This window comes from Isoptericola sp. NPDC019571 (genome assembly GCF_044389385.1).
GTDB lineage: Bacteria > Actinomycetota > Actinomycetes > Actinomycetales > Cellulomonadaceae > Isoptericola > Isoptericola nanjingensis.
In genome coordinates this window covers 181,052-202,642 of sequence record NZ_JBIRXZ010000007.1, presented here as the reverse complement: position 1 = coordinate 202,642, position 21,591 = coordinate 181,052, and the positions used below count along the sequence as shown (strand labels likewise).

Below are 21,591 nucleotides of genomic sequence, written 5' to 3'. Positions count from 1 at the left end.
CGCCGGTGCGACGGCCGAGGGCGCGCCGCCGCGGCGTCAGGCCTCGGACGCGGCGGCGGACTCCTCGTCCACCTCCGCGCGCAGACGCTGCCAGAGCGTGTCGACCTGCGCGCGCAGCCCGTCCTCCGTGCCCGTGCCGTCCAGCACGACGTCCGCGACGGCGGACCGCTCGTCGTCCGTCGCCTGCGCGCCGACGCGCGCCCGCGCGGCCGCGTCGTCGAGGCCGCGCCCGCCCACGAGCCGCGCGACCCGCTGGTCCGCCGGGGCGTGCACGACCACCAGCAGGTGGAAGTGGTCCGCCTGGCCCGTCTCGACGAGCAGGGGGATGTCGTGGACCACGACGGCCCGGTCGTCCGCCGCGCCGGCGAGCGCCTCGCGCTCGGCCGCGAGACGGCGGATCTCCGGGTGCAGGATGCCCTCGAGGCGCGCCCGTGCCGCCGCGTCGTCGAAGACGAGCCGCCCGAGCGCGGGCCGGTCGAGGGAGCCGTCCGCCGCGAGGACGCCGTCGCCGAAGGCGGCGACGACCTCCTCGAGCCCGACCGTCCCGGGCTCCACCACCTCCCGGGCGAGGACGTCATGATCGATCACGACGGCGCCCAGCTCGGCGAGGCGGCGCGTGACGACGGACTTCCCTGCGGCGATGCCGCCCGTGAGGCCGATGCGAAGCATGGGCCCATCCTGCCCCCGGCGTAGGCTTCCCGCCATGAGCGCCCAGCGGCACCGGGCCGGGGCGGGGCGGGCCGGGAGGTGCCATGGCGGGCGGACCCATGATGCGGTCGTACCTGAACGACGCGACGGTGAAGCACCGCCGGCTCGCGGGCCCGACGCTCCGACGCATCCTCGGCTTCGCCCGCCCGTACCGGGCGCAGCTCGCGGCGTTCGTCGGGCTGCTGGTGCTCAGCGCGGCCGCCGGCGCCGTCACACCGCTGCTGTTCCGCCGTCTCATCGACGACGGCATCGCGACCGGCGACCGCGGGCTCGTGCTCGCCATGGCCGCCGCCGCGGCGTCGATCGCGATCGTCACGGCCGCGCTCGCGGTGGCGGAGCGCTGGTTGTCGTCGCGCGTGGGCGAGGGCCTGATCCTGGACCTGCGGTCCGCCGTCTTCGACCACGTCCAGACGATGCCCCTCGCGTTCTTCGCCCGCGCGCGCACCGGCGCGCTCGTGCAGCGGCTCAACGGCGACGTGCTCGGCGCGCAGCAGGCCTTCACCTCGACGCTGCAGACCGTCGTCTCCAACGGGCTGACGATCGCGTTCACCCTCGCCGCGATGCTCGCCATGTCGTGGCGGCTCACCCTGGTGTCCCTGGTGCTCGTCCCCGCATTCGTGCTGCCCGCCCGCTTGTTCGGGCGCCGCCTCGCCGGGCTGGCGCGCACCGGGTACGACCTCAACGCGGACGCCGGGCAGATGATGAACGAACGGTTCAACGTCGCCGGCGCCCACCTGGTCAAGGTGTTCGGCGACCCGGAGGCGGAGAGCGCGCGGTACGCGGCCCAGGTGCGCCGGCTGCGCGACCTCGGTGTCCGCACGGCGCTGCTCGGCACGTGGTTCCGCGTCGGCCTGACGACGCTCGCGTCCCTGGCCATCGCCGTCGTCTACGGCCTGGGCGGGCTGCAGGCGATCGCGGGCGAGCTCACCGTCGGCACCGTCGTCGCGCTCACCGCCTACCTCGGTCGCCTCTACGGGCCGCTCACCGCGATGTCGAACGTGCAGGTCGACGTGATGACCGCCCTGGTCAGCTTCGAGCGGGTGCTCGAGGTGCTCGACCTCGAGCCGGCGCTCGCCGAGAAGCCCGGCGCCGCCGACCTGCGCGCGGCGGTGGCCTCCCGGGGTGCCTCCGTCGAGCTGGACCGCGTGACCTTCCGGTACCCGCGGGCCGACGAGGTCTCGCTCGCGTCCCTCGAGTCGGTCGCGACCCTGCGCTCCGACCCCACCGGGGACACGCTGCGCGACGTGTCGTTCTCCGTGCCCGCCGGCGCGATGGTCGCACTGGTAGGGCCCTCCGGGGCCGGCAAGACGACCGTCTCCCAGCTCGTCTCGCGCCTGTACGACCCCACCTCCGGAACGGTCCGAATCGCCGGAGCGGACCTCCGCGACGTCACCGCCGCGTCGCTGCGCGGCACTGTCGGCGTCGTCGCCCAGGAGGCGCACCTCTTCCACGACACCGTGGCCGCGAACCTCCGCTTCGCGCGGCCCGACGCGACCGACGAGGACCTCGAGCGGGCGCTGCGGCAGGCCCGCATCTGGGACCTGGTGGCCCGGCTGCCCGAGGGCGTCGACACCGTGGTCGGCGACCGCGGCTATCGCCTCTCCGGCGGGGAGCGGCAGCGGCTGGCCATCGCGCGCCTGCTGCTCAAGGCGCCCGACGTCGTCGTGCTCGACGAGGCGACCGCCCACCTGGACTCGGAGTCCGAGGCCGCCGTCCAGGCGGCGCTCGACCAGGCGCTGTCGGGCCGCACGTCCCTCGTCATCGCGCACCGGCTGTCGACCGTCCGGGCGGCGGACAGGATCGTCGTCCTCGCCGAGGGCCGCGTGGTGGAGACCGGCACGCACGCCGAGCTGCTCGCCGCGGGCGGCCTCTACGCCGAGCTCTACGCGACGCAGTTCGCGGACGCCGGCGCGACGCCCGCCGAGTAGGCGCGCACCCTCCGGCCACGCACGACGGCGGCCCGCCACCCCGAGGGGTGACGGGCCGCCGTGGGCTACCGGTAGGTCGCGGACGACCCGGTGTCAGTCGCCGATCAGTTGCCCGTGAGCTTCTCGCGGAGCGCGGCGAGCGCCTCGTCCGAGGCGAGCGTGCCCGCGGCCTCCTGCGCCGGCGGGGCCGACGAGTAGGACGAGGACGAGCTGCTCGAGCTGCCGCTGGGGACAGCGTCGTTGACGGCCGCGTCGGCGTCCGCCGCGATGGCCGCACGGACCTGCTCGCGGTGCGACTCCCAGCGGGCGTGCGCCTTGGCGTACTCCGCCTCCCAGGCCTCGCGCTGCGTCTCGAAGCCCTCGAGCCACTCGTTGGTCTCCGGGTCGAAGCCCTCGGGGTACTTGTACTCGCCGTTCTCGTCGTACTCGGCAGCCATGCCGTAGAGCGCGGGGTCGAAGTCCTCGGACTCCGGGTCCATGCCCTCGTTGGCCTGCTTGAGCGACAGCGAGATGCGGCGACGCTCGAGGTCGATGTCGATGACCTTGACGAACACCTCGGCACCGACGCTGACGACCTGCTCGGGCAGCTCGACGTGGCGGACGGCCAGCTCGGAGATGTGCACCAGGCCCTCGATGCCGTCCTCGACGCGGACGAACGCACCGAACGGCACGAGCTTCGTGACCTTGCCGGGCACGACCTGGCCGATGGCGTGCGTGCGGGCGAAGGTCTGCCACGGGTCCTCCTGCGTCGCCTTCAGCGACAGGGAGACGCGCTCGCGGTCGTGGTCGACGTCGAGCACCTCGACGGTGACCTCCTGGCCCACCTCGACGACCTCGGACGGGTGGTCGATGTGCTTCCAGGACAGCTCGGAGACGTGCACCAGGCCGTCGACGCCGCCCAGGTCCACGAACGCACCGAAGTTGACGATCGAGGAGACGACACCGGGGCGCACCTGGCCCTTCTGCAGCGTCTGCAGGAAGGTGGAGCGGACCTCGGACTGCGTCTGCTCGAGCCAGGCACGGCGCGACAGGACCACGTTGTTGCGGTTCTTGTCGAGCTCGATGATCTTGGCCTCGATCTCCTTGCCGACGTACGGCGCGAGGTCGCGGACGCGACGCATCTCCACGAGGGAGGCGGGGAGGAAGCCACGAAGACCGATGTCGAGGATGAGGCCGCCCTTGACGACCTCGATGACGGTGCCGGTGACGACGCCGTCCTCCTCCTTGATCTTCTCGATCGTGCCCCAGGCGCGCTCGTACTGGGCGCGCTTCTTGGACAGGATCAGGCGACCCTCCTTGTCCTCCTTCTGGAGGACGAGAGCCTCGACGGCGTCGCCCACGGCGACGACCTCGCCCGGGTCCACGTCGTGCTTGATGGAGAGCTCCCGGGACGGGATCACGCCCTCCGTCTTGTAACCGATGTCAAGAAGGACCTCGTCGCGGTCGACCTTGACGATCGTGCCTTCCACGATGTCACCATCGTTGAAGTACTTGATGGTGGCGTCGACGGCGGCAAGGAAGTCCTCTTCGGTGCCGATGTCGTTGACGGCAACCTGCGGGGCGGACTTCGTGGTGGAGATGGTCATTGAGTAGATGCTCCGATGCGGACAGGACGTAGTGCGGACAGGGTCTGTGGCGCGAGCACCCGGGCATCGACGCGGGGACCGGTCCGCACGACGGCGGTCCGAACCCCGAGACGTCCTCAGGCGCACTGCACCGCCGACAATCTTATCGATCGTGCGGCGAGGGGTCAACGCGGCCCCCGTGCCACGATGGCCGGGTGAGCCACCATCCTCCCGCGCCCCGTCCCGTCACGCACGCGGGGTACGACGACGTCCCCGACGAGGCGGGGAACGCGGCCGCGCGGGGGTGGTGGGACGAGAACGCCGACGAGTACCTCGCCGAGCACGGCCCGTTCCTCGGCGACGCGGGCTTCCGCTGGGGCCCGGAGGGGCTCACCGAGGCGGAGGCCGGCCTGCTCGGCGACGTCGACGGCGCGCGGGTCGTCGAGATCGGCGCCGGGGCGGCGCACTGCTCGCGCTGGCTGGTCGGCCGCGGGGCCCGGGTCGTGGCCACCGACGTCTCGGCGCGGATGCTGGCCGGCGCGGCACGGCTCAACGACGCCACGGCCACGCCGGTGCCGCTGGTGCAGGCCGACGCCCGGTCCCTCCCCTTCGCCTCCGGGTCCGTGGACGTCGTGTTCACCTCGTACGGAGCCATCCCGTTCGTCGCGGACGCGGAGCGCGTGCACGCCGAGGCGGCCCGCGTGCTGCGGCCGGGCGGCCGGTGGGTGTTCTCCGTGACGCACCCCGTGCGCTGGGCGTTCCCCGACGACCCCACCACCCGGGGCCTCACCGTGCACCGCTCCTACTTCGACCGCCGTCCGTACGTCGAGACCGACGACCTGGGCGACGTGCGCTACGCCGAGTACCACCGCACGGTCGGCGACCACGTGCGCGACGTCGCCGCCGCCGGCCTCCGCCTGCGCGACGTGGTCGAGCCCGAGTGGCCGGAGTGGAACACCGCCACCTGGGGCGGGTGGAGCCCCGAGCGCGGCGCCGTGCTGCCCGGCACCGCGGTCTTCGTCACGACCAAGGACTGACCCGAGGGGCCCGACCGGTCGTCGGCGGTGACGAAGACGGACGCGGCCCAGGTGCCGTCATGGTCGCGGGACCGAGATCCATCGCCGTCCTCCCCGTCAGTGCCCGGCGTCGTGCCAGGTCGCCCCCGCGCCGACGGAGACGTCCAGCGGCACGTCCAGCTCCACCGCGGAACCCATCTGCGAGCGCAGCACGTCCTCCGCCGCCTCGCGCTCCCCCGGCGCCACCTCGACCACCAGCTCGTCGTGCACCTGGAGCAGCAGCCGCGACGCGAGGCCCCGCTCGTCCAGCTCGCGCTGCACGCCGAGCATCGCGACCTTGATGATGTCGGCGGCGCTGCCCTGGATCGGGGCGTTGAGCGCCATGCGCTCGGCCATCTGCCGCCGCTGCCGGTTGTCACTCGTGAGGTCGGGCAGGTAGCGCCGGCGCCCCAGGATCGTCGCGGTGTACCCCGTGGCGCGGGCCTCCTCGACCACCCCCGTGAGGTAGTCGCGCACCCCGCCGAAGCGGGTGAAGTAGTCGTCCATCAGCGACTGCGCCTCGCCGGTCGGGATCGTGAGCTGCTGCGACAGCCCGAAGGCGCTCAGCCCGTACGCGAGCCCGTAGCTCATCGCCTTGATCTTCGAGCGCATCTCGGCCGTGACGTCCTCGGGCGCCACCTCGAACACCCGGGACCCCACGTACCGGTGCAGGTCCTCGCCGGACCGGAAGGCCTCGATCAGCCCCTCGTCGCCGGACAGGTGCGCCATGATCCGCATCTCGATCTGGCTGTAGTCCGCGGTGAGCAGCGTCTCGTAGCCCTCGCCGACCCGGAACGCGCGGCGGATGCGGCGGCCTTCCTCGGTGCGGATCGGGATGTTCTGCAAGTTCGGGTCCGTGGAGCTCAGCCGGCCCGTGGCCGCGATCGTCTGCTGGAACGTCGTATGGATCCGCCCGTCGGGCGCCACCGACTTGAGCAGGCCCTCGACCGTGGAGCGCAGCCGGGTCGCGTCACGGTGCGCCAGCAGGTGCTCCAGGAACGGGTGCTCCGTCTTGACGTACAGGTCCTGCAGGGACGCGGCGTCGGTGGTGTAGCCCGTCTTGATCTTCTTGGTCTTGGGCATGCCGAGCTGGTCGAACAGCACCTCCTGCAGCTGCTTCGGGCTGCCGAGGTTCACCTGCCGGCCGATCACGTCGTACGCGTCGGCCGCGGCGTCCGCCACCATCGACGCGAACTGCTTCTCGAGCTCCGTGAGGTACTCGACGTCCGCCGCTATGCCCGTGGCCTCCATCCGTCCCAGCACGGCCGTGAGCGGCAGCTCCAGGTCCGTGAGCAGCCCCGCGGCGCCGCGGTCCCCGAGCTGCCCGGACAGCGCCTGCGCCAGGTCGACCACCGCCGCCGCCCGCACGGCCGCCTGCCGCGCCCGCGGGTCCTCGTCGCCGCCGTCGAGCGCGAGGTCGAGGGCGCCCTGCCCGGCTGCGTCGGGCGCCTCCCCCGCGGACAGCTCCCGCCCGAGCAGGCGCACCGTGAGGTCGGCGAGGTCGTAGCCGCGCTGGTCGGGGTAGCAGAGGTAGGCCGCGAGCTCGGTGTCGAACGAGACGCCCCGCAGGTCGAGACCGCGCCCGGCCAGCTCGTGCCCGGCGGTCTTGGCGCCGTGCACGACCTTCGGCGCCGCCGGGTCGGCGAGCCACGTCGCGAGCGCGCGCTCGTCCTCGGGCGTCACGTCGGCCAGCTCGACGACCGTCGCGGTGGTCTCCCCGTCGTGGTCGTCGGCGAGCGCGACGTCCCACGCGTCCCCGGCCCCCGGCGTCGGCGTCCCCGTGACCTCGAGCCCGAGGGGGCGGCCGGAGCGCGCGGCCAGCCAGCCGCCCAGCCCGCCGGGCTCGAGCGCAGCGAGCGCGACCTGCACGCCCTCCGCCTCGACCGCCTCGGCCGGCTCCGCGGACGGGTCCGCCGCGAGCAGGCGGTCGCGCAGCGCGCCGAACTGCAGGGTGTCGGACACCCGGTGCACGGCCTCCCGGTCGAAACCGGCGAGCCCCAGCTGGTCCACCGACAGGGGGAGCTCGACGTCGTCCAGCAGCCGGTTCAGCTCACGGTTCAGGCGTACCTGCTCGACCGCCTCCCGCAGGTTGCCCGCGGCCTTGCCCTTCAGCTCGTCGACGTGCTCGAGCAGCGGCTCGAGGCCGCCGTAGGTCGTGACCCACTTGGCCGCGGTCTTGGGGCCGACGCCGGGCACCCCGGGCAGGTTGTCGCTGGACTCCCCCACGAGGGCCGCGAGGTCGGGGTACTGCTGCGGGGGCACGCCGTACTTCTCGGCGACAGCCTCCGGGGTCATGCGCGCCAGGTCGGACACGCCGCGCTTCGGGTACAGCACGGTGACGTCCTCGGTGACGAGCTGCAACGAGTCCCGGTCGCCGGAGCAGACGAGGACGTCGAAGCCCGCCTCGCGGCCCTCGCGGGCGAGCGTGGCGAGGATGTCGTCGGCCTCGATGCCCTCCCGCTGCAGCGCGGGGACGCGCAGCGCCTCGAGGACCTCCTTGATGAGCGGCACCTGCCCGCGGAAGACCTCGGGGGTCGCGTCACGGTTGCCCTTGTACTCGGGGAACCGCTCGGTGCGGAACGTCACGCGACCGGCGTCGAACGCGACGGCGGCGTGCGTCGGCTGCTCGTCGCGCAGCAGGTTCGTCAGCATCGAGGTGAAGCCGTAGACGGCGTTCGTCACCTGGCCGCTGGACGTCACCAGCGTGTCCGGCAGCGCGAAGAACGCTCGGTACGCCATGGAGTGGCCGTCGATCAGCAGGAGGCGTGGGCGGGTCCCGGTTCGCGCGGAGGTCGTCACGGGTGCCAACCTATCGCCCATGTCTGACACCACCGCCGACGCGCCCCGCTTCCCTCGCACCCTCGAGGAGTGGAGCGCCGCCGCGCGGGGCACGCTCATCGAACGCCTCGGGATCCGGCTCACGGAGGTGGCCGCCGAGCGCACCGCCGGCACCATGCCGGTGGCCGGGAACACCCAGCCGGCAGGGTTGCTGCACGGCGGCGCGACGGCGTCGCTCGCGGAGACGCTCGCCTCCGTCGCCGCGCAGCAGCACGCGGGACCGGCACGCGCCGCGGTCGGCCTGGAGCTCAACGCGACCCACCACCGCGGTACGCGGTCCGGGAGCGTGCACGGGGTGGCCACGGCCCTGCACCTGGGGCGGTCGACCGCCGCCTACGAGATCGTCGTCACCGACGACGACGGCCGGCGCGTCTGCACCGCGCGGCTCACCTGCATGATCCTCGACGCCCGCTGAGAGCGGGCGGGCACCGCGCGGGCCGCGGAGCCCGACGGACCGGTCAGGAGGGGACGGACTCGCTCGCCGGGTCGTGCCGCGTCGCGACACCCAGGGAGGTCACGCCGTCCGGGCCCTCCACGCCCTCGCCGCGGTCGGCGGCACGCTCGGCGGCCGCGCGCAGCGCGGCGTCCCGCTCGGCCTGGAAGGCGCGCAGGTCGACCGGGCCGGTGGGCAGCCCCGCGGCCCGCGCCCGGCGACGGCGGGCGACGAGATCCTCGATCGCCGCGCGGGTCGCGTCGCGGCGCCCCGCCCGGGCCGCCGTCCGCGTCCCGCGGGGGTTCTCCTGGACCAGCCGGCGCTGCAGCGTCGCCGTGGCGACCACGCGGTGCCCCGACGTGGGGGCGAAGCCCAGCCGGGCGAGGAAGCGGTGCATGCCGCGGGCGCCCGGGGCGGGCGCGCAGTAGACGTTCTCGGCGCCCCGCTCCCCCGCCACGGCGGCCGCGGCCGCGAGGAGCGCGTGCCCGACGCCGCGGCGGCGGGCGGACGGGCTGACGAAGACGGCGTCGACGTACAGGCTCGTGGTCGTCGCGAACAGCAGCGGGTCGATGACGCGCAGCACGGCGAACCCGCAGATCTCGCCCTCGTGGCTCGCGACGAGCACCTGCCCGCCCGCACCCAGCAGCACGCTCAGGTGCTCCAGGAGGCGAGAGGCGTCCGAGGGGGTCCCCTGCGCGGCCGACGGCGACTCCTCGACGGCGCGCTCCGCAAGGCGCGCGACGTCGACCATGTCGTCCTGCTCGACCGGCCGGACCTCGACCGCTGCACGCATCGGCACCTCCTCGACGAATGACCGTCCCGTCCCGGGGCGCGGTGGGAGCCTTCCCACCCCGACTCCGATGGCCACCCCGGCAGCCCCGGGGTCACGGTCGTTGAAGCATGAATATCACAGATTGGTCACGACACCCAGGCGACGATAGCGACCCCGTCGCCCTCGCACAATGGGCAGTGGCCCGGTCCCAGGACTCCTCCTGCGACCGGGCCACCGTGGTGCGGATCAGGCTCCGCCGACCTGCTCGATGACGGCGTCCGCGACCTCGCGCATCGTGAGGCGGCGGTCCATCGACGTCTTCTGGATCCAGCGGAAGGACTCCGGCTCGCTCAGACCCATCTTGGTCATGAGGAGGCCCTTCGCGCGGTCCACGCGCTTGCGGGTCTCGAACCGCTCGGTGAGGTCGGCGACCTCCGCCTCGAGCGCCCCGATCTGCTGGTAGCGGGAGATCGCGATCTCCACCGCCGGGAGCAGGTCCGCCGGCGTGAAGGGCTTGACGACGTAGGCCATCGCGCCGGCGTCGCGCGCCCGCTCGACGAGCTCGGTCTGGGAGAACGCGGTGAGCAGGACGACCGGGGCGGCGTGCGCCTTGCCGATCCGCTCGGCCGCCGAGATGCCGTCCAGCTCGGGCATCTTGACGTCCATCACGACGACGTCGGGCTTGAGCTCGGTGGCGAGCCGCACCGCGGTCTCGCCGTCGCCCGCCTCGCCGACGACGTCGAAGCCCGCCTCGCGGAGCGTCTCGACGACGTCCATCCGGATGAGCGCCTCGTCCTCGACGACGACCGCGCGACGCGCGGGTCGCTCCGGCGTCCTCGGGGCCTCGGGCTCCTGGTCGATCAGGGGCGGCAGGTCGAGCGGCACCGTCGCCTCGGGCTTCGCGTCGTGGGGCTTCTCGTCGGTCACCCGTCCATCCTAGTGGTCGCGCGGGGGCGCCGCGTCCCGTGCCGGGTGTGACGAGTGCGACGGCTCGGCCCGCCGACCGGCCGTCGGACGGTTCGGTCGCCGCCCCGCGCGCGTGGTTGGATGGGCCGCGCGCCCCGGTAGCCCAACCGGCAGAGGCAATCGGCTCAAACCCGATCCAGTGTGGGTTCGAATCCCACCCGGGGCACCTCCGCGTCCGCACGACGCCCCCACGACACCCCCTCGACCCGGACCCGGCGCGAGCCCTTGCCGCCGTCCCGCCGTGTCGGTAACTTTCAGGATCAAGCCCTTTCGGGGCAACCCTTGACCGCTCCGCACGTGTCCGGCGTCGCCGCTCCCCCGCAACGAGGCGAGGGCCCGGCGACCCCATCGCGACGGCGACGACGCCGGCGCCACCTGGCAGGACGACCGGCCACGGCCACCGACCGCGACGAGGCGGTCCGCGAGTCGCCCTGCAGCAGCACGAGGCAGGAAGGACCACCTGACGATGCGCGACGACCACACCGCCGTCGGACCCACCGCCCCACGGGAATCGCGGGGACCACGGTTCGACCGGCGCCACCTCCTCACCGGCACGCTCCTGGGCGCGGCGAGCGTCCCGTTCGCGGCGGCCGCCGCGCAGGCGGCACCCCGCCGCGCCGCGGCCCCGGCGTCCGCCGGGCGCCCCGCCCGCCCCGTCGTCCCCGGCGCCGACCGCGCGCACGCCGACGGCTGGTCGGCCCTCAGGGGCGACCGGGTCGGCGTGATCACCAACCCCACCGGCGTGCTGCGCAGCCTGCGCAACGTCGTCGACGAGATGCACGAGTCCGGCGCCGTCGACCTCGTCGGAGTCTTCGGGCCCGAGCACGGCTTCCGCGGGACGGCCCAGGCCGGCGGCTCGGAGGGCACCTTCGTCGACGAGCGCACCGGACTGACCGTCTACGACGCCTACGGGGCCGGCGTCACGACGATGACCGAGATGTTCCGGGCCGCGGAGGTGGAGACCGTCGTCTTCGACATCCAGGACGTCGGCGCCCGCTTCTACACGTACATCTGGACGATGTGGACGGCGATGCAGGCCGCCGTCGCGACGGGCTCCCGCTTCGTCGTGCTCGACCGGCCCAACCCGGTGGGTGGCACGGCACGCGGCCCGATGATGACCGCCGGGTTCACGTCGGGCGTCGGGGCCAAGGAGATCGTGCAGGCCCACGGCATGACCGTCGGGGAGCTCGCCCGGTTCTTCGACGGCGAGTTCCTGCCCGACGTCGCCGGCGCGCGCCTGGACCGGCTCGACGTCGTCGAGGTCGCCGGCTGGCGGCGCGACGTGACCTTCGCGGGCACCGGGCTCGACTTCGTCATGCCCAGCCCGAACATGCCGACCCCCGACACGGCCCTCGCCTACCCCGGGACCTGCATGTTCGAGGGCACGAACCTGTCCGAGGGGCGCGGCACCACCCGCCCCTTCGAACTGATCGGCGCGCCGTACGTCGACCACCGCTGGGCGGCGGCCCTCACGGACGCCGGCCTGCCGGGCGTCCTGTTCCGGGAGGCCTACTTCAACCCGACCTTCAGCAAGCACGCCGGCACCGTGTGCGGAGGCGTCCAGGTCACCGTCGACGACCCGGCCCGGTTCGACCCGGTGCGCACCGGGGTCGCGATGCTCGTGGCGGCGGCGTCCCTCTACCCCGAGTTCGCCTGGCGCGAGGACGCGTGGGACCCCGAGCGGCCCTTCTGGATCGACAAGCTCACCGGCTCGCCGCGCCTGCGGCAGCAGATCGACGCCGGGGCCACCACCGACGACGTCGTCGGCGCCTGGCACGACGAGCTGGCGGACTTCGACAGGCGTCGTCAGCAGTACCTGATCTACCGCGGGCCGCGGGCGTGAGCGCCGCCCTGCGGCGCGGGCCGCGCCAGGGCCGCGTGGCGACGGCGGCCGTGCTCGCGGCCGGCCTGGTCGCGGTCCCGCTCGTCCACGCCACCTCGGCGGCCGCCGACCAGCGCGGGCCCGCGGTGGGCTTCATGCCGCCGTCGACCACGCTCGCCGCGGCCGACCCGGCGGACGTCGGGCTCGACCCGGCGCCGATCGAGGAGGCCGTCGCGCAGGTCCGCGCGCACGAGGTGCCGGTGGGCTCGGCGGCCTACCCGCTCTACCCGGGGGCCGTCGGCCTCATGGGGTACCAGGGGAAGGTCGTGCGCACCGACGCCAGCGGCTGGGCCGTCGCCTACGGCGACGAGGGCGTCGCCCTGCCCGCCGACGAGCGCGTGCCGATGCGTGAGGACACCATCGTCGACCTCGCCTCGGTGTCGAAGCTGTTCACCTCGATCGCGGTCGTCCAGCTGGTCCAGGAGGGCCGCGTCGCGCTCGACGAGCCGCTCGCCACCTACGTCCCCGAGTTCGCCGCCGGCGGCAAGGGGGAGGTGACCGTGCGACAGCTGCTCACCCACACCTCGGGCCTCGTGTCGTGGCTGCCGCTGTGGAGCGCCTACCCCGACCCGGAGTCCCGGATCGCCGCGGTGATGGCGCAGCCCCTCGACGCGCCGCCGGGGACGCGCTACCTGTACAGCGACCTCAACCTCATCAGCCTCGGCGTGCTCGTCGAGCGCCTCCGGGGCGCGCCGCTCGACCAGGTCGTGGCCGACCGGATCACCGGCCCGCTCGGGATGACGGACACCGGGTACAACCCGACCGCCGTGGAACGTACGGCGGCGACGGAGTACCAGGCCAGCCCACCGCGCGGCGTCGTCCGGGGCGAGGTGCACGACGAGAACGCCTGGTCCCTGGGCGGGGTCGCCGGGCACGCCGGTGTGTTCTCGACGGCCGGCGACCTGGCGATCCTGTCCCAGGCCCTGCTCAACGGCGGCCGGTACGGCACGGCCCGCATCCTGTCCCCCGCGTCGGTGCGGCTCATGGTCACCGACCTCAACGGCGCCTTCCCCGGGGACGCCCACGGGCTCGGCTTCGAGCTCGACCAGCGGTGGTACATGGACGCCATGTCGGGGCCGCGCACGGCCGGGCACACCGGGTACACGGGCACGTCGATCGTCATCGACTTCGACACGCACTCGTTCGCGATCCTGCTGACCAACCGCGTGCACCCGTCGCGCGACTCGGGCAGCATCAACCCCGCGCGGCGGGAGTGGGCGAGCGGTCTGGCCCACGCCCAGGGGATCGAGCCCCGGCGCGGCACGGACGCCTGGTTCTCGGGCGACGAGAACGCCACGACGTCGACGCTCACCACCTCGCTCGACGTGCCCGCGAGCGGGGGCCGCCTGGCGTTCGACCTCTACCTCGACACGGAGGAGACCGACCTGCTGCACCTGGAGACCTCCGCCGACGGCGGGACGACCTGGGCGCCGCTGCCGTTCACCGTGCGGGACCGCGGCCCGGCCGAGCATCCCGACGGCACGGCGTCGGGCTCGGGCACGCGGCGCTGGGCACAGGCCCGGGCACAGCTGCCACCGGGCGACCTGGAGCTGCGCTGGCGCGTCGTCACCGACCCGCTGTACCTCGGCCGCGGCGTCCTGGTCGACGACGTCGTCGCCCGCGCCCCCGGCTCCCTCCTGCTGGACGGGGAGGCGACGCCCGAGGCGTTCCGAGCCGACGGCTGGCGCCTCGTGAGCCGCTAGGTCCCGCCCGGGAACGCCGGGTACGACGACGCCGGGGGCGTGCGGCAGGCTCGGCCTGCCGCACGCCCCCGGCGTGCCGGCGCGAGGCGGAGCCGCCTCGCGCAGGTGCGATCAGACGTCGGAGTGGCTGCCGACCTGGTGCACGAGGATCGAGTTCGTCGTGCCGGGCACGCCCACCGGGGCGCCGGAGACGATCACGACGCGGTCGCCGGGCTCGGCGAGCCCGTTGGCGCGGAGCGTGGAGTCCACCTGGCCGACCATGGCGTCGACGCTGTCGACCTTCGGCACCTGGTAGGTGGTGGTGCCCCAGGTGAGCGCGAGGACGTTGCGCACGCTCTCCTCCGGCGTGAAGGCCAGCAGCGGGATGCCCGAGCGCAGGCGCGACATGCGCTTGGCCGAGTCGCCCGACTGCGTGAACGTCACGAGGTACTTCACGCCGAGCGTCTCGCCGATCTCGGCGGCCGCACGGGTGATGACGCCGCCGCGGGTGTGCGGCGAGGAGCCCAGGGGGGCGATGCGCTCGCGACCCATCTCCTCGGTCGCCTCGATGATCCGGGCCATCGTCTGGACCGTGATGATCGGGTAGTCGCCCACGCTGGTCTCGCCCGAGAGCATGACCGCGTCGGCGCCGTCGAGCACCGCGTTGGCGCAGTCGGAGGCCTCGGCGCGCGTCGGCGTCGGGCTGGTGGTCATCGACTCCAGCACCTGCGTGGCGACGATGACGGGCTTCGCGTTGCGGCGGGCCAGCTCGACGATGCGCTTCTGCACCAGCGGGACCTGCTCCAGCGGCATCTCCACGGCGAGGTCGCCGCGCGCCACCATGAAGCCGTCGAAGGCCGCGACGACCTCCTCCAGGTTCTCCACCGCCTGCGGCTTCTCGATCTTGGCGACGACGGGGACCGTGCGGCCCTCCTCGGCCATGATCGCCGCGACGTCGTCGTAGTCCTTGGCGGACCGCACGAACGACAGCGCGATGATGTCCGCGCCCATGCGCAGCGCCCAGCGCAGGTCGTCGGTGTCCTTCTCCGACAGCGCCGGCACAGAGACCGCGACGCCGGGGAGGTTGATGCCCTTGTTGTTCGAGACCGGGCCGGCGACCTCGACGGTCGTGACGACGCGCGGGCCCTCGACGGCGGTGACGCGCACGCGCACCTTGCCGTCGTCGATGAGGAGCGGGTCGCCGACGCGGGCGTCGCCCGCCAGACCCTTGTGGGTCGTCGAGACGAGCTCCTTGGTGCCCTCCACGTCCTCGGTGGTGATGGTGAACGTGTCACCCTCGTTGAGGTAGTGCTTCTGGTCGCCCGCGAACCGGCCGAGCCGGATCTTCGGGCCCTGGAGGTCGACGAGGACTGCGACGTTGCGGCCGGACTCCTTCGCCGCCTCTCGGACACCGTGGTAGACGGCCTCGTGCTCCGCCTGCTCTCCGTGGCTCCGGTTGATCCGGGCCACGTCCATGCCCGCGTCGACCAGCTCACGGAGCTTGGTCGGGGACGCCGTCGCGGGTCCGATGGTGCACACGATCTTCGCTCTGCGCATGTCTCCAGCCTCGTCGTCGATCCGCCCCGGCGCGAGCCGGGGCGGGGCCCGGGTGCCCGAACGGCACCCCGGTACTGCTTCGTCGTTGTTTTTCTTATCCTCGCAGCGCGACCGTCCGCGGGCCGACCGGCGCGGGCAGCTCGGAGCTGCCCTGCAGGTAGGCGTCCACGGCGGCCGCCGTCGCGCGGCCCTCGGCGATCGCCCAGACGATCAGCGACTGCCCGCGGCCCGCGTCACCCGTCGCGTACACGCCGGGCAGGCTGGTGGCGTAGTCGTCGCCGCGCCGCACCAGCCCGCGCGTCGTGAGCTCCGCGCCGGTCTGGGCCACCAGCTCGTCGGTCTCCGGGCCGGTGAACCCCATCGCGATCAGGACCAGGTCCGCCGGGATCTCCCGCTCGGTGCCCTGCTTGGGCACCCGCCGGCCGTCCGGCAGGTACTCGGTCTCGGCGACCTTCAGGGCCCGGACGTTCCCGTCCTCGCCTCCCACGAACTCTACCGTCGAGGCCAGGTAGCTGCGCTCCCCGCCCTCCTCGTGGGACGTCGAGACCTCGAAGACGATCGGGTCGGTCGGCCACGGCTGGCTCGCCGACCGCTCGAGCGGCGGCTTCTTGCCGATCGCCAGGGTCGTGACGCTGGCCGCGCCCTGCCGCAGCGACGTGCCGAGGCAGTCCGAGCCGGTGTCGCCGCCGCCGATGATCACGACGTGCTTGCCCGCGGCCGACGGCGCGCCGTCGACGGGGTTCCCCGCCGCGGCCTTGTTCGCCGGGGTGAGGAAGTCCATCGCGAAGTGCACGCCGCCGAGGTCGCGGCCGGGCATCGCGAGCTCGCGCGGCACGGTGGCGCCGGTAGCCAGGACCACGGCGTCGAACCGGCGGCGCAGCGCGTCCCAGGTGATGTCGCGGCCGATGGCGACGCCCGGGCGGAAGCGGGTGCCCTCGGCCTCCATCTGCTCGAGCCGCCGGTCGATGTGCAGCTTCTCGAGCTTGAAGTCGGGGATGCCGTAGCGCAGCAGCCCGCCGATCGCGTCGTCGCGCTCGTACACGACGACCGTGTGGCCGGCGCGCGTGAGCTGCTGGGCGGCGGCCAGGCCCGCCGGGCCCGACCCGACGACGGCCACCGTCGAGCCCGTGAGCCGCTGGGGCACCTGCGGCGTCACCAGGCCGCGCTCGAACGCCTCGTCGATGATCGAGACCTCGACGTTCTTGATCGTCACGGCGGGCTGGTTGATGCCCAGCACGCAGCTCGTCTCGCACGGTGCCGGGCAGACGCGCCCGGTGAACTCCGGGAAGTTGTTGGTCGCGTGCAGGCGCTCGATCGCGTCGGCCCACTGGTCGCGCCACACCAGGTCGTTCCACTCGGGGATGAGGTTCCCCAGCGGGCAGCCCTGGTGGCAGAACGGGATGCCGCAGTCCATGCAGCGGCCCGCCTGCTCCTTGAGGAACGGCTGGCCCTCCTCGCGGTGGGCGTGCGTGTCCTTCCAGTCACGCAGCCGCACCTCGACGGGGCGGTTCGGCGGGAGCTCGCGCTCCCGCACCTTCAGGAATCCGCGGGGGTCAGCCACGCGCCACCTCCATGATCTGCTCCCACATCGCCGGGTCGAAGTCGTCGCCCTCGCCCAGCGTCTTCCCGGCGGCCTCGGCGTCGGCCAGCGCGGCGCGCACGCGGGCCCAGCCCGCGGGCAGGACCCGCGAGAAGCGGGCCCGGGCGCCGTCGTCCTCGAGGAGCTCGGCCGCCACGGGCGAGCCGGTCTCCGCCAGGTGCCGTTCCAGCAGACCGCGCACGCGGTCCCAGTCGGCGTCGTCCAGCGCACCCACCTCGAGTTCGCCGCTCTTCACCGCCTGGATGTTCATCGCGACGTCGCGCAGGTTGAGCACGTACGCCACGCCGCCCGACATGCCGGCGCCGAAATTGCGGCCCGTGGGGCCGAGCACCAGCACCGTCCCGCCGGTCATGTACTCGCAGCCGTGGTCGCCCACGCCCTCGGTCACCAGCGTCGCGCCGGAGTTGCGCACGGCGAAGCGCTCGCCCACGCGGCCCCGGAGCAGGATCTCGCCCGACGTCGCGCCGTAGCCGATGACGTTGCCCGCCACGACGTTCGCGGCGCCCTCGAGCACCGCCGACCGGTCGGGGCGCACGACGATCCGGCCGCCCGACAGACCCTTGCCGACGTAGTCGTTGGCGTCGCCGTACAGGCGCAGCGTGACGCCGCGCGGCAGGAACGCCCCGAGCGACTGGCCGGCGGAGCCCGTGAGGGTCACGTCGATCGTGTCGTCGGGCAGCCCGGCACCGCGGTACCGCTTGGTCACCTCGTGGCCGAGCATCGTGCCGACCGTGCGGTTGACGTTGCGGACCGGCGCCTCGATCCGTACGGGGAGAGCGTCCTCGAGGGCGGGGCGCGCCTTCTCGATCAGCTGGTTGTCCAGCGCCTTGGCCAGGCCGTGGTCCTGGGTGGCCACCTGGTGCAGCGCGGTGCCCGGCGCCGCCTCGGGCGCGGCGAGCACCGGCGCGAGGTCCAGGCCCTGCGCCTTCCAGTGGTCGACGGCCTTGCGCGTGTCGAGGGCCTCGACGTGCCCGACGGCCTCCTCGATCGAGCGGAAGCCGAGCGAGGCGAGGTGCTCGCGCACCTCCTGCGCGATGAACTCGAAGAAGTTCACGACGAACTCCGGCTTGCCCGTGAACCGCTTGCGCAGCTCCGGATTCTGCGTGGCCACGCCCACCGGGCAGGTGTCCAGGTGGCAGACCCGCATCATGACGCAGCCCGAGACGACCATCGGCGCCGTGGCGAAGCCGAACTCCTCGGCCCCGAGCAGCGCCGCCACGACGACGTCGCGACCGGTCTTCATCTGCCCGTCCACCTGCACGACGATGCGGTCGCGCAGGTTGTTGAGCACGAGCGTCTGCTGGGTCTCGGCGAGACCGATCTCCCAGGGCGTGCCCGCGTGCTTGAGCGACGTCAGCGGGCTCGCGCCCGTGCCGCCGTCGTGCCCGGAGATGAGCACCACGTCCGCGTGCGCCTTGGACACGCCCGTCGCCACGGTGCCGACGCCGAACTCGGAGACGAGCTTGACGTGCACGCGCGCCGCCGGGTTGGCGTTCTTGGCGTCGTGGATGAGCTGCGCGAGGTCCTCGATCGAGTAGATGTCGTGGTGCGGCGGCGGCGAGATGAGGCCCACGCCGGGCGTCGAGTGCCGGGTCTTGGCGACCCACGGGTACACCTTGGGCCCGGGCAGCTGGCCGCCCTCGCCCGGCTTGGCGCCCTGGGCGAGCTTGATCTGGATGTCGTCGGCGTTCGTGAGGTACTCGCTCGTCACGCCGAACCGGCCGGACGCGATCTGCTTGACCCGCGAGCGGCGCTCCGGGTCGTACAGGCGCTCCGGGTCCTCGCCGCCCTCGCCGGTGTTGGACCGGCCGCCGAGGCGGTTCATCGCGATCGCGAGCGTCTCGTGCGCCTCCGCGGAGATCGACCCGTACGACATCGCGCCGGTGTTGAACCGCTTGACGATCTCCTCGACCGGCTCGACCTCGTCGATCGGCACCGGCTCGCGGTCCGGGGTGAAGCGCAGCAGGCCGCGGAGCGTCATAAGCCGACGGGACTGCTCGTCCACGCGACGCGTGTACTGGCGGAAGATGTCCATCCGCCCGGTGCGGGTGGCGTGCTGCAGCCGGAAGACGGTCTCGGGGTCGAAGAGGTGCTCCTCCCCGTCCCGGCGCCACTGGTACTCGCCGCCACTGGTCAGCCGCTGGTGGGCCGCGTGGTTGCCCGACGCCGGGTACGCCTCCGCGTGCCGCGCCGCGACCTCGGCCGCGATGACGTCCAGGCCGATGCCGGCCAGGCGGCTCGTCGTGCCGGTGAAGTAGTCCTCGACCAGCTCGTGCGAGAGCCCGACGGCCTCGAAGATCTGCGCGCCGCGGTAGGACATGATCGTGGAGATGCCCATCTTGCTCATCACCTTGAGCACGCCCTTGCCGAGCGCGGTGATGAGGTTGGCGACGGCCGCCTCCGGCGTGACGGCGAGGTAGCCGCGCAGCGCGAGGTCCTCCACCGTCTCCATGGCGAGGTACGGGTTCACCGCGGCCGCGCCGTAGCCGATGAGGAGCGCGACGTGGTGCACCTCGCGCACGTCGCCGGCCTCCACGACCAGCGAGATCCGGGTGCGCGTGCCCTGCCGCAGGAGGTGGTGGTGCACGGCGCTGGTCAGCAGCAGCGACGGGATCGGCGCGAGCTCCGAGTCGGAGTCGCGGTCGGACAGCACGACGTGCGTCACGCCCGCCGCGATGTCGGCGTCGACCTGGGCGAAGATCTCCTCGAGCCGGGCCTGCAGCGCCTTGCCGCCGCCGGACACCTCGTAGAGGCCGCGCACGATGCCGGCGCGGAACTCGCCCTCCAGCCGCGGGTCGCGGTCGATGCGCACGATCTTGGCGAGCTCGTCGTTGTCGAGCACCGGGAACGGCAGGTCGAGCTTGCGGGCGTGGCTCGCGACCTCCTCCAGGAGGTTCGGCTCCGGGCCGATCGTGCTGTCGATCGCGGTGACGAGCTGCTCACGGATCGAGTCCAGCGGCGGGTTCGTCACCTGGGCGAACATCTGCGTGAAGTAGTCGAACAGCAGCCGCGGCCGGCTCGACAGGACGGCGATCGGCGTGTCCGAGCCCATGGCCCCGAGCGCCTCCGCGGCGGTGTCGGCCATCGGCGCGAGGAGGATCTTCAGCTCCTCGGTGGTGTACCCGAAGGCGCGCTGCCGCCGCTGGACGGACGCGGGCGAGTGCGCGACGTGCTCGCGCTCCGGCAGCGAGTCCAGGGTGATCGTGTTGCCGGCGATCCACTCGCCGTACGGCCGCTGGGCGGCGAGCTGCGACTTGAGCTCGTCGTCCTCCACGATCCGTCCCTGCGCCGTGTCGACGAGGAACATGCGCCCCGGCTCGAGGCGCCCCTTGCGCACGATCGTCGCGGGGTCGAGGTCCAGGACACCGGCCTCCGACGCGAGCACGACGAGGCCGTCCTCCGTGACCCAGTAGCGGCCCGGCCGCAGGCCGTTGCGGTCGAGGACCGCGCCGATGAGGGTGCCGTCGGTGAACGTGAGGCAGGCGGGCCCGTCCCACGGCTCCATGAGGTTCGCGTGGTACTGGTAGAACGCCCGCCGGGCCGGGTCCATCTCGGCGTGGTTCTCCCACGCCTCCGGGATCATCATCAGCACGGCGTGCGGCAGCGAGCGGCCGGACAGGTGCAGCAGCTCCAGCACCTCGTCGAAGCTGGCGGAGTCGCTCGACCCCTCCGTGCACACGGGCAGCAGCGGGGTCAGGTCGCCGAGCACCTCGCTGGCCATGGTGCTCTCGCGGGCGGCCATCCAGTTGCGGTTGCCGCGCACCGTGTTGATCTCGCCGTTGTGCGCCACGAGCCGGAACGGCTGCGCCAGCGGCCACGACGGGAAGGTGTTCGTGGAGAACCGCGAGTGGACCAGCGCGATCTCCGACGCGTAGCGCGGGTCGCTCAGGTCCGGGAAGAACGGCTCGAGCTGCGCCGTCGTGAGCATGCCCTTGTACGTCAGGGTGCGGCTCGACAGCGAGGCGAGGAACAGGTCGAGCTCGTTCTGCGCGCGCTTGCGCAGGCGGTAGGTGCGACGGTCGAGCTCGAGCCCCGACAGCTCGCGCGACGGGTCCGCCACGACGACCTGCCGGAACAGGGGCATCGAGGCGCGCGCCGTCGGCCCGACGAGGTCGGCCGTGACCGGCACGTCGCGCCAGGCGAGGACGTCGAGCTTCTCCTCCGCGGCGATCGCCTCGAACCGGCGCGCGGCCGCGTCGGCCTCCGCGACGGCCTGGGGCAGGAACGCCATGCCGATCGCGTAGTGCCCGGCGGGCGGGAGCTCGGCGGCGACGACGTCACGGACGAAGGCGTCCGGGATCTGCGTGAGGATCCCGGCCCCGTCCCCGCTGTTCTCCTCCGCGCCGACCGCTCCGCGGTGGTCGAGGTTCAACAGGGCGGTCAGGCCCGCGTCCACGATGTCGCGGCCGGGCGTCCCGCGCAGGGTCGCGACGAACGCGACACCGCACGCGTCGTGCTCGGACGCGGGGTCGTAGAGGCCCTGGGCCGAGGGCCGCGCGACCCGATGCTGCGGCGTGGTCATCAACACCGTCCTCCTGCACGCCCGCACGCGGGCGCGTCATGCTCAAAGGTGGTCGGGACATCGTCGGCCCGTCGGAAACATAG

The 21,591-nt window shown here is 73.5% G+C and carries 13 protein-coding genes and 1 tRNA gene; 6 read left to right on the top strand and 8 right to left on the bottom strand.

Annotated elements, in window-relative coordinates:
- Positions 1 to 36 precede the first annotated feature (36 nt).
- Positions 37 to 669 (bottom strand): dephospho-CoA kinase, encoded by a 633-nt coding sequence (gene coaE, locus ACH443_RS14205; protein WP_430590671.1) that lies wholly within the window; start codon positions 667 to 669, stop codon positions 37 to 39.
- Positions 670 to 752: 83 nt separating this feature from the next.
- On the opposite strand from coaE, the gene ACH443_RS14200 reads away from it, so the two are divergent.
- Complete coding sequence (locus ACH443_RS14200) at positions 753 to 2,636, top strand: ABC transporter ATP-binding protein (protein ID WP_430590670.1); 1,884 nt, start codon at positions 753 to 755, stop codon at positions 2,634 to 2,636.
- A gap of 104 nt (positions 2,637 to 2,740) precedes the next feature.
- Here ACH443_RS14200 and rpsA read toward each other — a convergent pair whose 3' ends face one another.
- On the bottom strand, positions 2,741 to 4,222 hold the full coding sequence (gene rpsA / locus ACH443_RS14195) for a 30S ribosomal protein S1 (protein WP_429763389.1): 1,482 nt from the start codon (positions 4,220 to 4,222) through the stop codon (positions 2,741 to 2,743).
- 194 nt (positions 4,223 to 4,416) lie between these two features.
- On the opposite strand from rpsA, the gene ACH443_RS14190 reads away from it, so the two are divergent.
- Positions 4,417 to 5,238, top strand: coding sequence for a class I SAM-dependent methyltransferase (locus tag ACH443_RS14190; RefSeq protein ID WP_429763388.1), 822 nt, complete (start codon positions 4,417 to 4,419; stop codon positions 5,236 to 5,238).
- A 96-nt stretch (positions 5,239 to 5,334) separates the two neighbouring features.
- Here the strand turns inward: ACH443_RS14190 and polA are convergent, their stop codons facing one another.
- Positions 5,335 to 8,076: a DNA polymerase I gene (gene polA / locus ACH443_RS14185; RefSeq protein ID WP_429763387.1), complete on the bottom strand. Its 2,742-nt coding sequence runs from the start codon at positions 8,074 to 8,076 to the stop codon at positions 5,335 to 5,337.
- On the opposite strand from polA, the gene ACH443_RS14180 reads away from it, so the two are divergent.
- Complete coding sequence (locus tag ACH443_RS14180) at positions 8,075 to 8,509, top strand: hotdog fold thioesterase (RefSeq protein ID WP_429763386.1); 435 nt, start codon at positions 8,075 to 8,077, stop codon at positions 8,507 to 8,509. The genes polA and ACH443_RS14180 overlap by 2 nt on opposite strands.
- A gap of 43 nt (positions 8,510 to 8,552) precedes the next feature.
- On the opposite strand, the gene ACH443_RS14175 is transcribed toward ACH443_RS14180, so the two are convergent.
- Positions 8,553 to 9,320, bottom strand: coding sequence for an N-acetyltransferase family protein (locus ACH443_RS14175; RefSeq protein ID WP_429763385.1), 768 nt, complete (start codon positions 9,318 to 9,320; stop codon positions 8,553 to 8,555).
- 225 nt (positions 9,321 to 9,545) lie between these two features.
- Positions 9,546 to 10,172 carry an ANTAR domain-containing response regulator gene (locus ACH443_RS14170; protein WP_430590698.1) on the bottom strand — a complete coding sequence of 209 codons (627 nt, stop codon included), beginning with the start codon at positions 10,170 to 10,172 and terminating at the stop codon, positions 9,546 to 9,548.
- Between the two features lie 185 nt (positions 10,173 to 10,357).
- Here ACH443_RS14170 and ACH443_RS14165 point away from each other — a divergent pair.
- The 3 genes from ACH443_RS14165 to ACH443_RS14155 all read left to right on the top strand — a co-directional run bounded on the left by ACH443_RS14165 (position 10,358) and on the right by ACH443_RS14155 (position 13,850).
- Positions 10,358 to 10,431 (top strand) — tRNA-Leu (locus ACH443_RS14165).
- Between the two features lie 300 nt (positions 10,432 to 10,731).
- Positions 10,732 to 12,108 carry an exo-beta-N-acetylmuramidase NamZ domain-containing protein gene (locus ACH443_RS14160; RefSeq protein WP_430590669.1) on the top strand — a complete coding sequence of 459 codons (1,377 nt, stop codon included), beginning with the start codon at positions 10,732 to 10,734 and terminating at the stop codon, positions 12,106 to 12,108.
- Entirely contained in the window at positions 12,105 to 13,850 is a 1,746-nt protein-coding gene (locus ACH443_RS14155) for a serine hydrolase (RefSeq protein WP_430590668.1), read from the top strand. Before ACH443_RS14160 ends, ACH443_RS14155 begins: the two co-directional genes overlap by 4 nt.
- 111 nt (positions 13,851 to 13,961) lie before the next feature.
- Here the strand turns inward: ACH443_RS14155 and pyk are convergent, their stop codons facing one another.
- The 3 genes from pyk to gltB form a co-directional block, all read right to left on the bottom strand.
- Positions 13,962 to 15,386 carry a pyruvate kinase gene (gene pyk, locus ACH443_RS14150; protein ID WP_429763383.1) on the bottom strand — a complete coding sequence of 475 codons (1,425 nt, stop codon included), beginning with the start codon at positions 15,384 to 15,386 and terminating at the stop codon, positions 13,962 to 13,964.
- Positions 15,387 to 15,480: 94 nt separating this feature from the next.
- Complete coding sequence (locus ACH443_RS14145) at positions 15,481 to 16,947, bottom strand: glutamate synthase subunit beta (RefSeq protein ID WP_430590667.1); 1,467 nt, start codon at positions 16,945 to 16,947, stop codon at positions 15,481 to 15,483.
- Positions 16,940 to 21,508: a glutamate synthase large subunit gene (gene gltB, locus ACH443_RS14140; protein WP_429763381.1), complete on the bottom strand. Its 4,569-nt coding sequence runs from the start codon at positions 21,506 to 21,508 to the stop codon at positions 16,940 to 16,942. Before gltB ends, ACH443_RS14145 begins: the two co-directional genes overlap by 8 nt.
- Positions 21,509 to 21,591: the final 83 nt, after the last annotated feature.

Excerpts from the sequence above, each read along its gene's own strand:
- ACH443_RS14175 (WP_429763385.1), bottom strand. The coding sequence starts at position 9,320 with ATGCGTGCAGCGGTCGAGGTCCGGCCGGTCGAGCAGGACGACATGGTC.
- ACH443_RS14180 (WP_429763386.1), top strand. The coding sequence starts at position 8,075 with ATGTCTGACACCACCGCCGACGCGCCCCGCTTCCCTCGCACCCTCGAG.
- rpsA (WP_429763389.1), bottom strand. The coding sequence starts at position 4,222 with ATGACCATCTCCACCACGAAGTCCGCCCCGCAGGTTGCCGTCAACGAC.
- coaE (WP_430590671.1), bottom strand. The coding sequence starts at position 669 with ATGCTTCGCATCGGCCTCACGGGCGGCATCGCCGCAGGGAAGTCCGTC.
- pyk (WP_429763383.1), bottom strand. The coding sequence starts at position 15,386 with ATGCGCAGAGCGAAGATCGTGTGCACCATCGGACCCGCGACGGCGTCC.
- ACH443_RS14200 (WP_430590670.1), top strand. The coding sequence starts at position 753 with ATGGCGGGCGGACCCATGATGCGGTCGTACCTGAACGACGCGACGGTG.
- polA (WP_429763387.1), bottom strand. The coding sequence starts at position 8,076 with ATGGGCGATAGGTTGGCACCCGTGACGACCTCCGCGCGAACCGGGACC.
- ACH443_RS14160 (WP_430590669.1), top strand. The coding sequence starts at position 10,732 with ATGCGCGACGACCACACCGCCGTCGGACCCACCGCCCCACGGGAATCG.
- gltB (WP_429763381.1), bottom strand. The coding sequence starts at position 21,508 with ATGACCACGCCGCAGCATCGGGTCGCGCGGCCCTCGGCCCAGGGCCTC.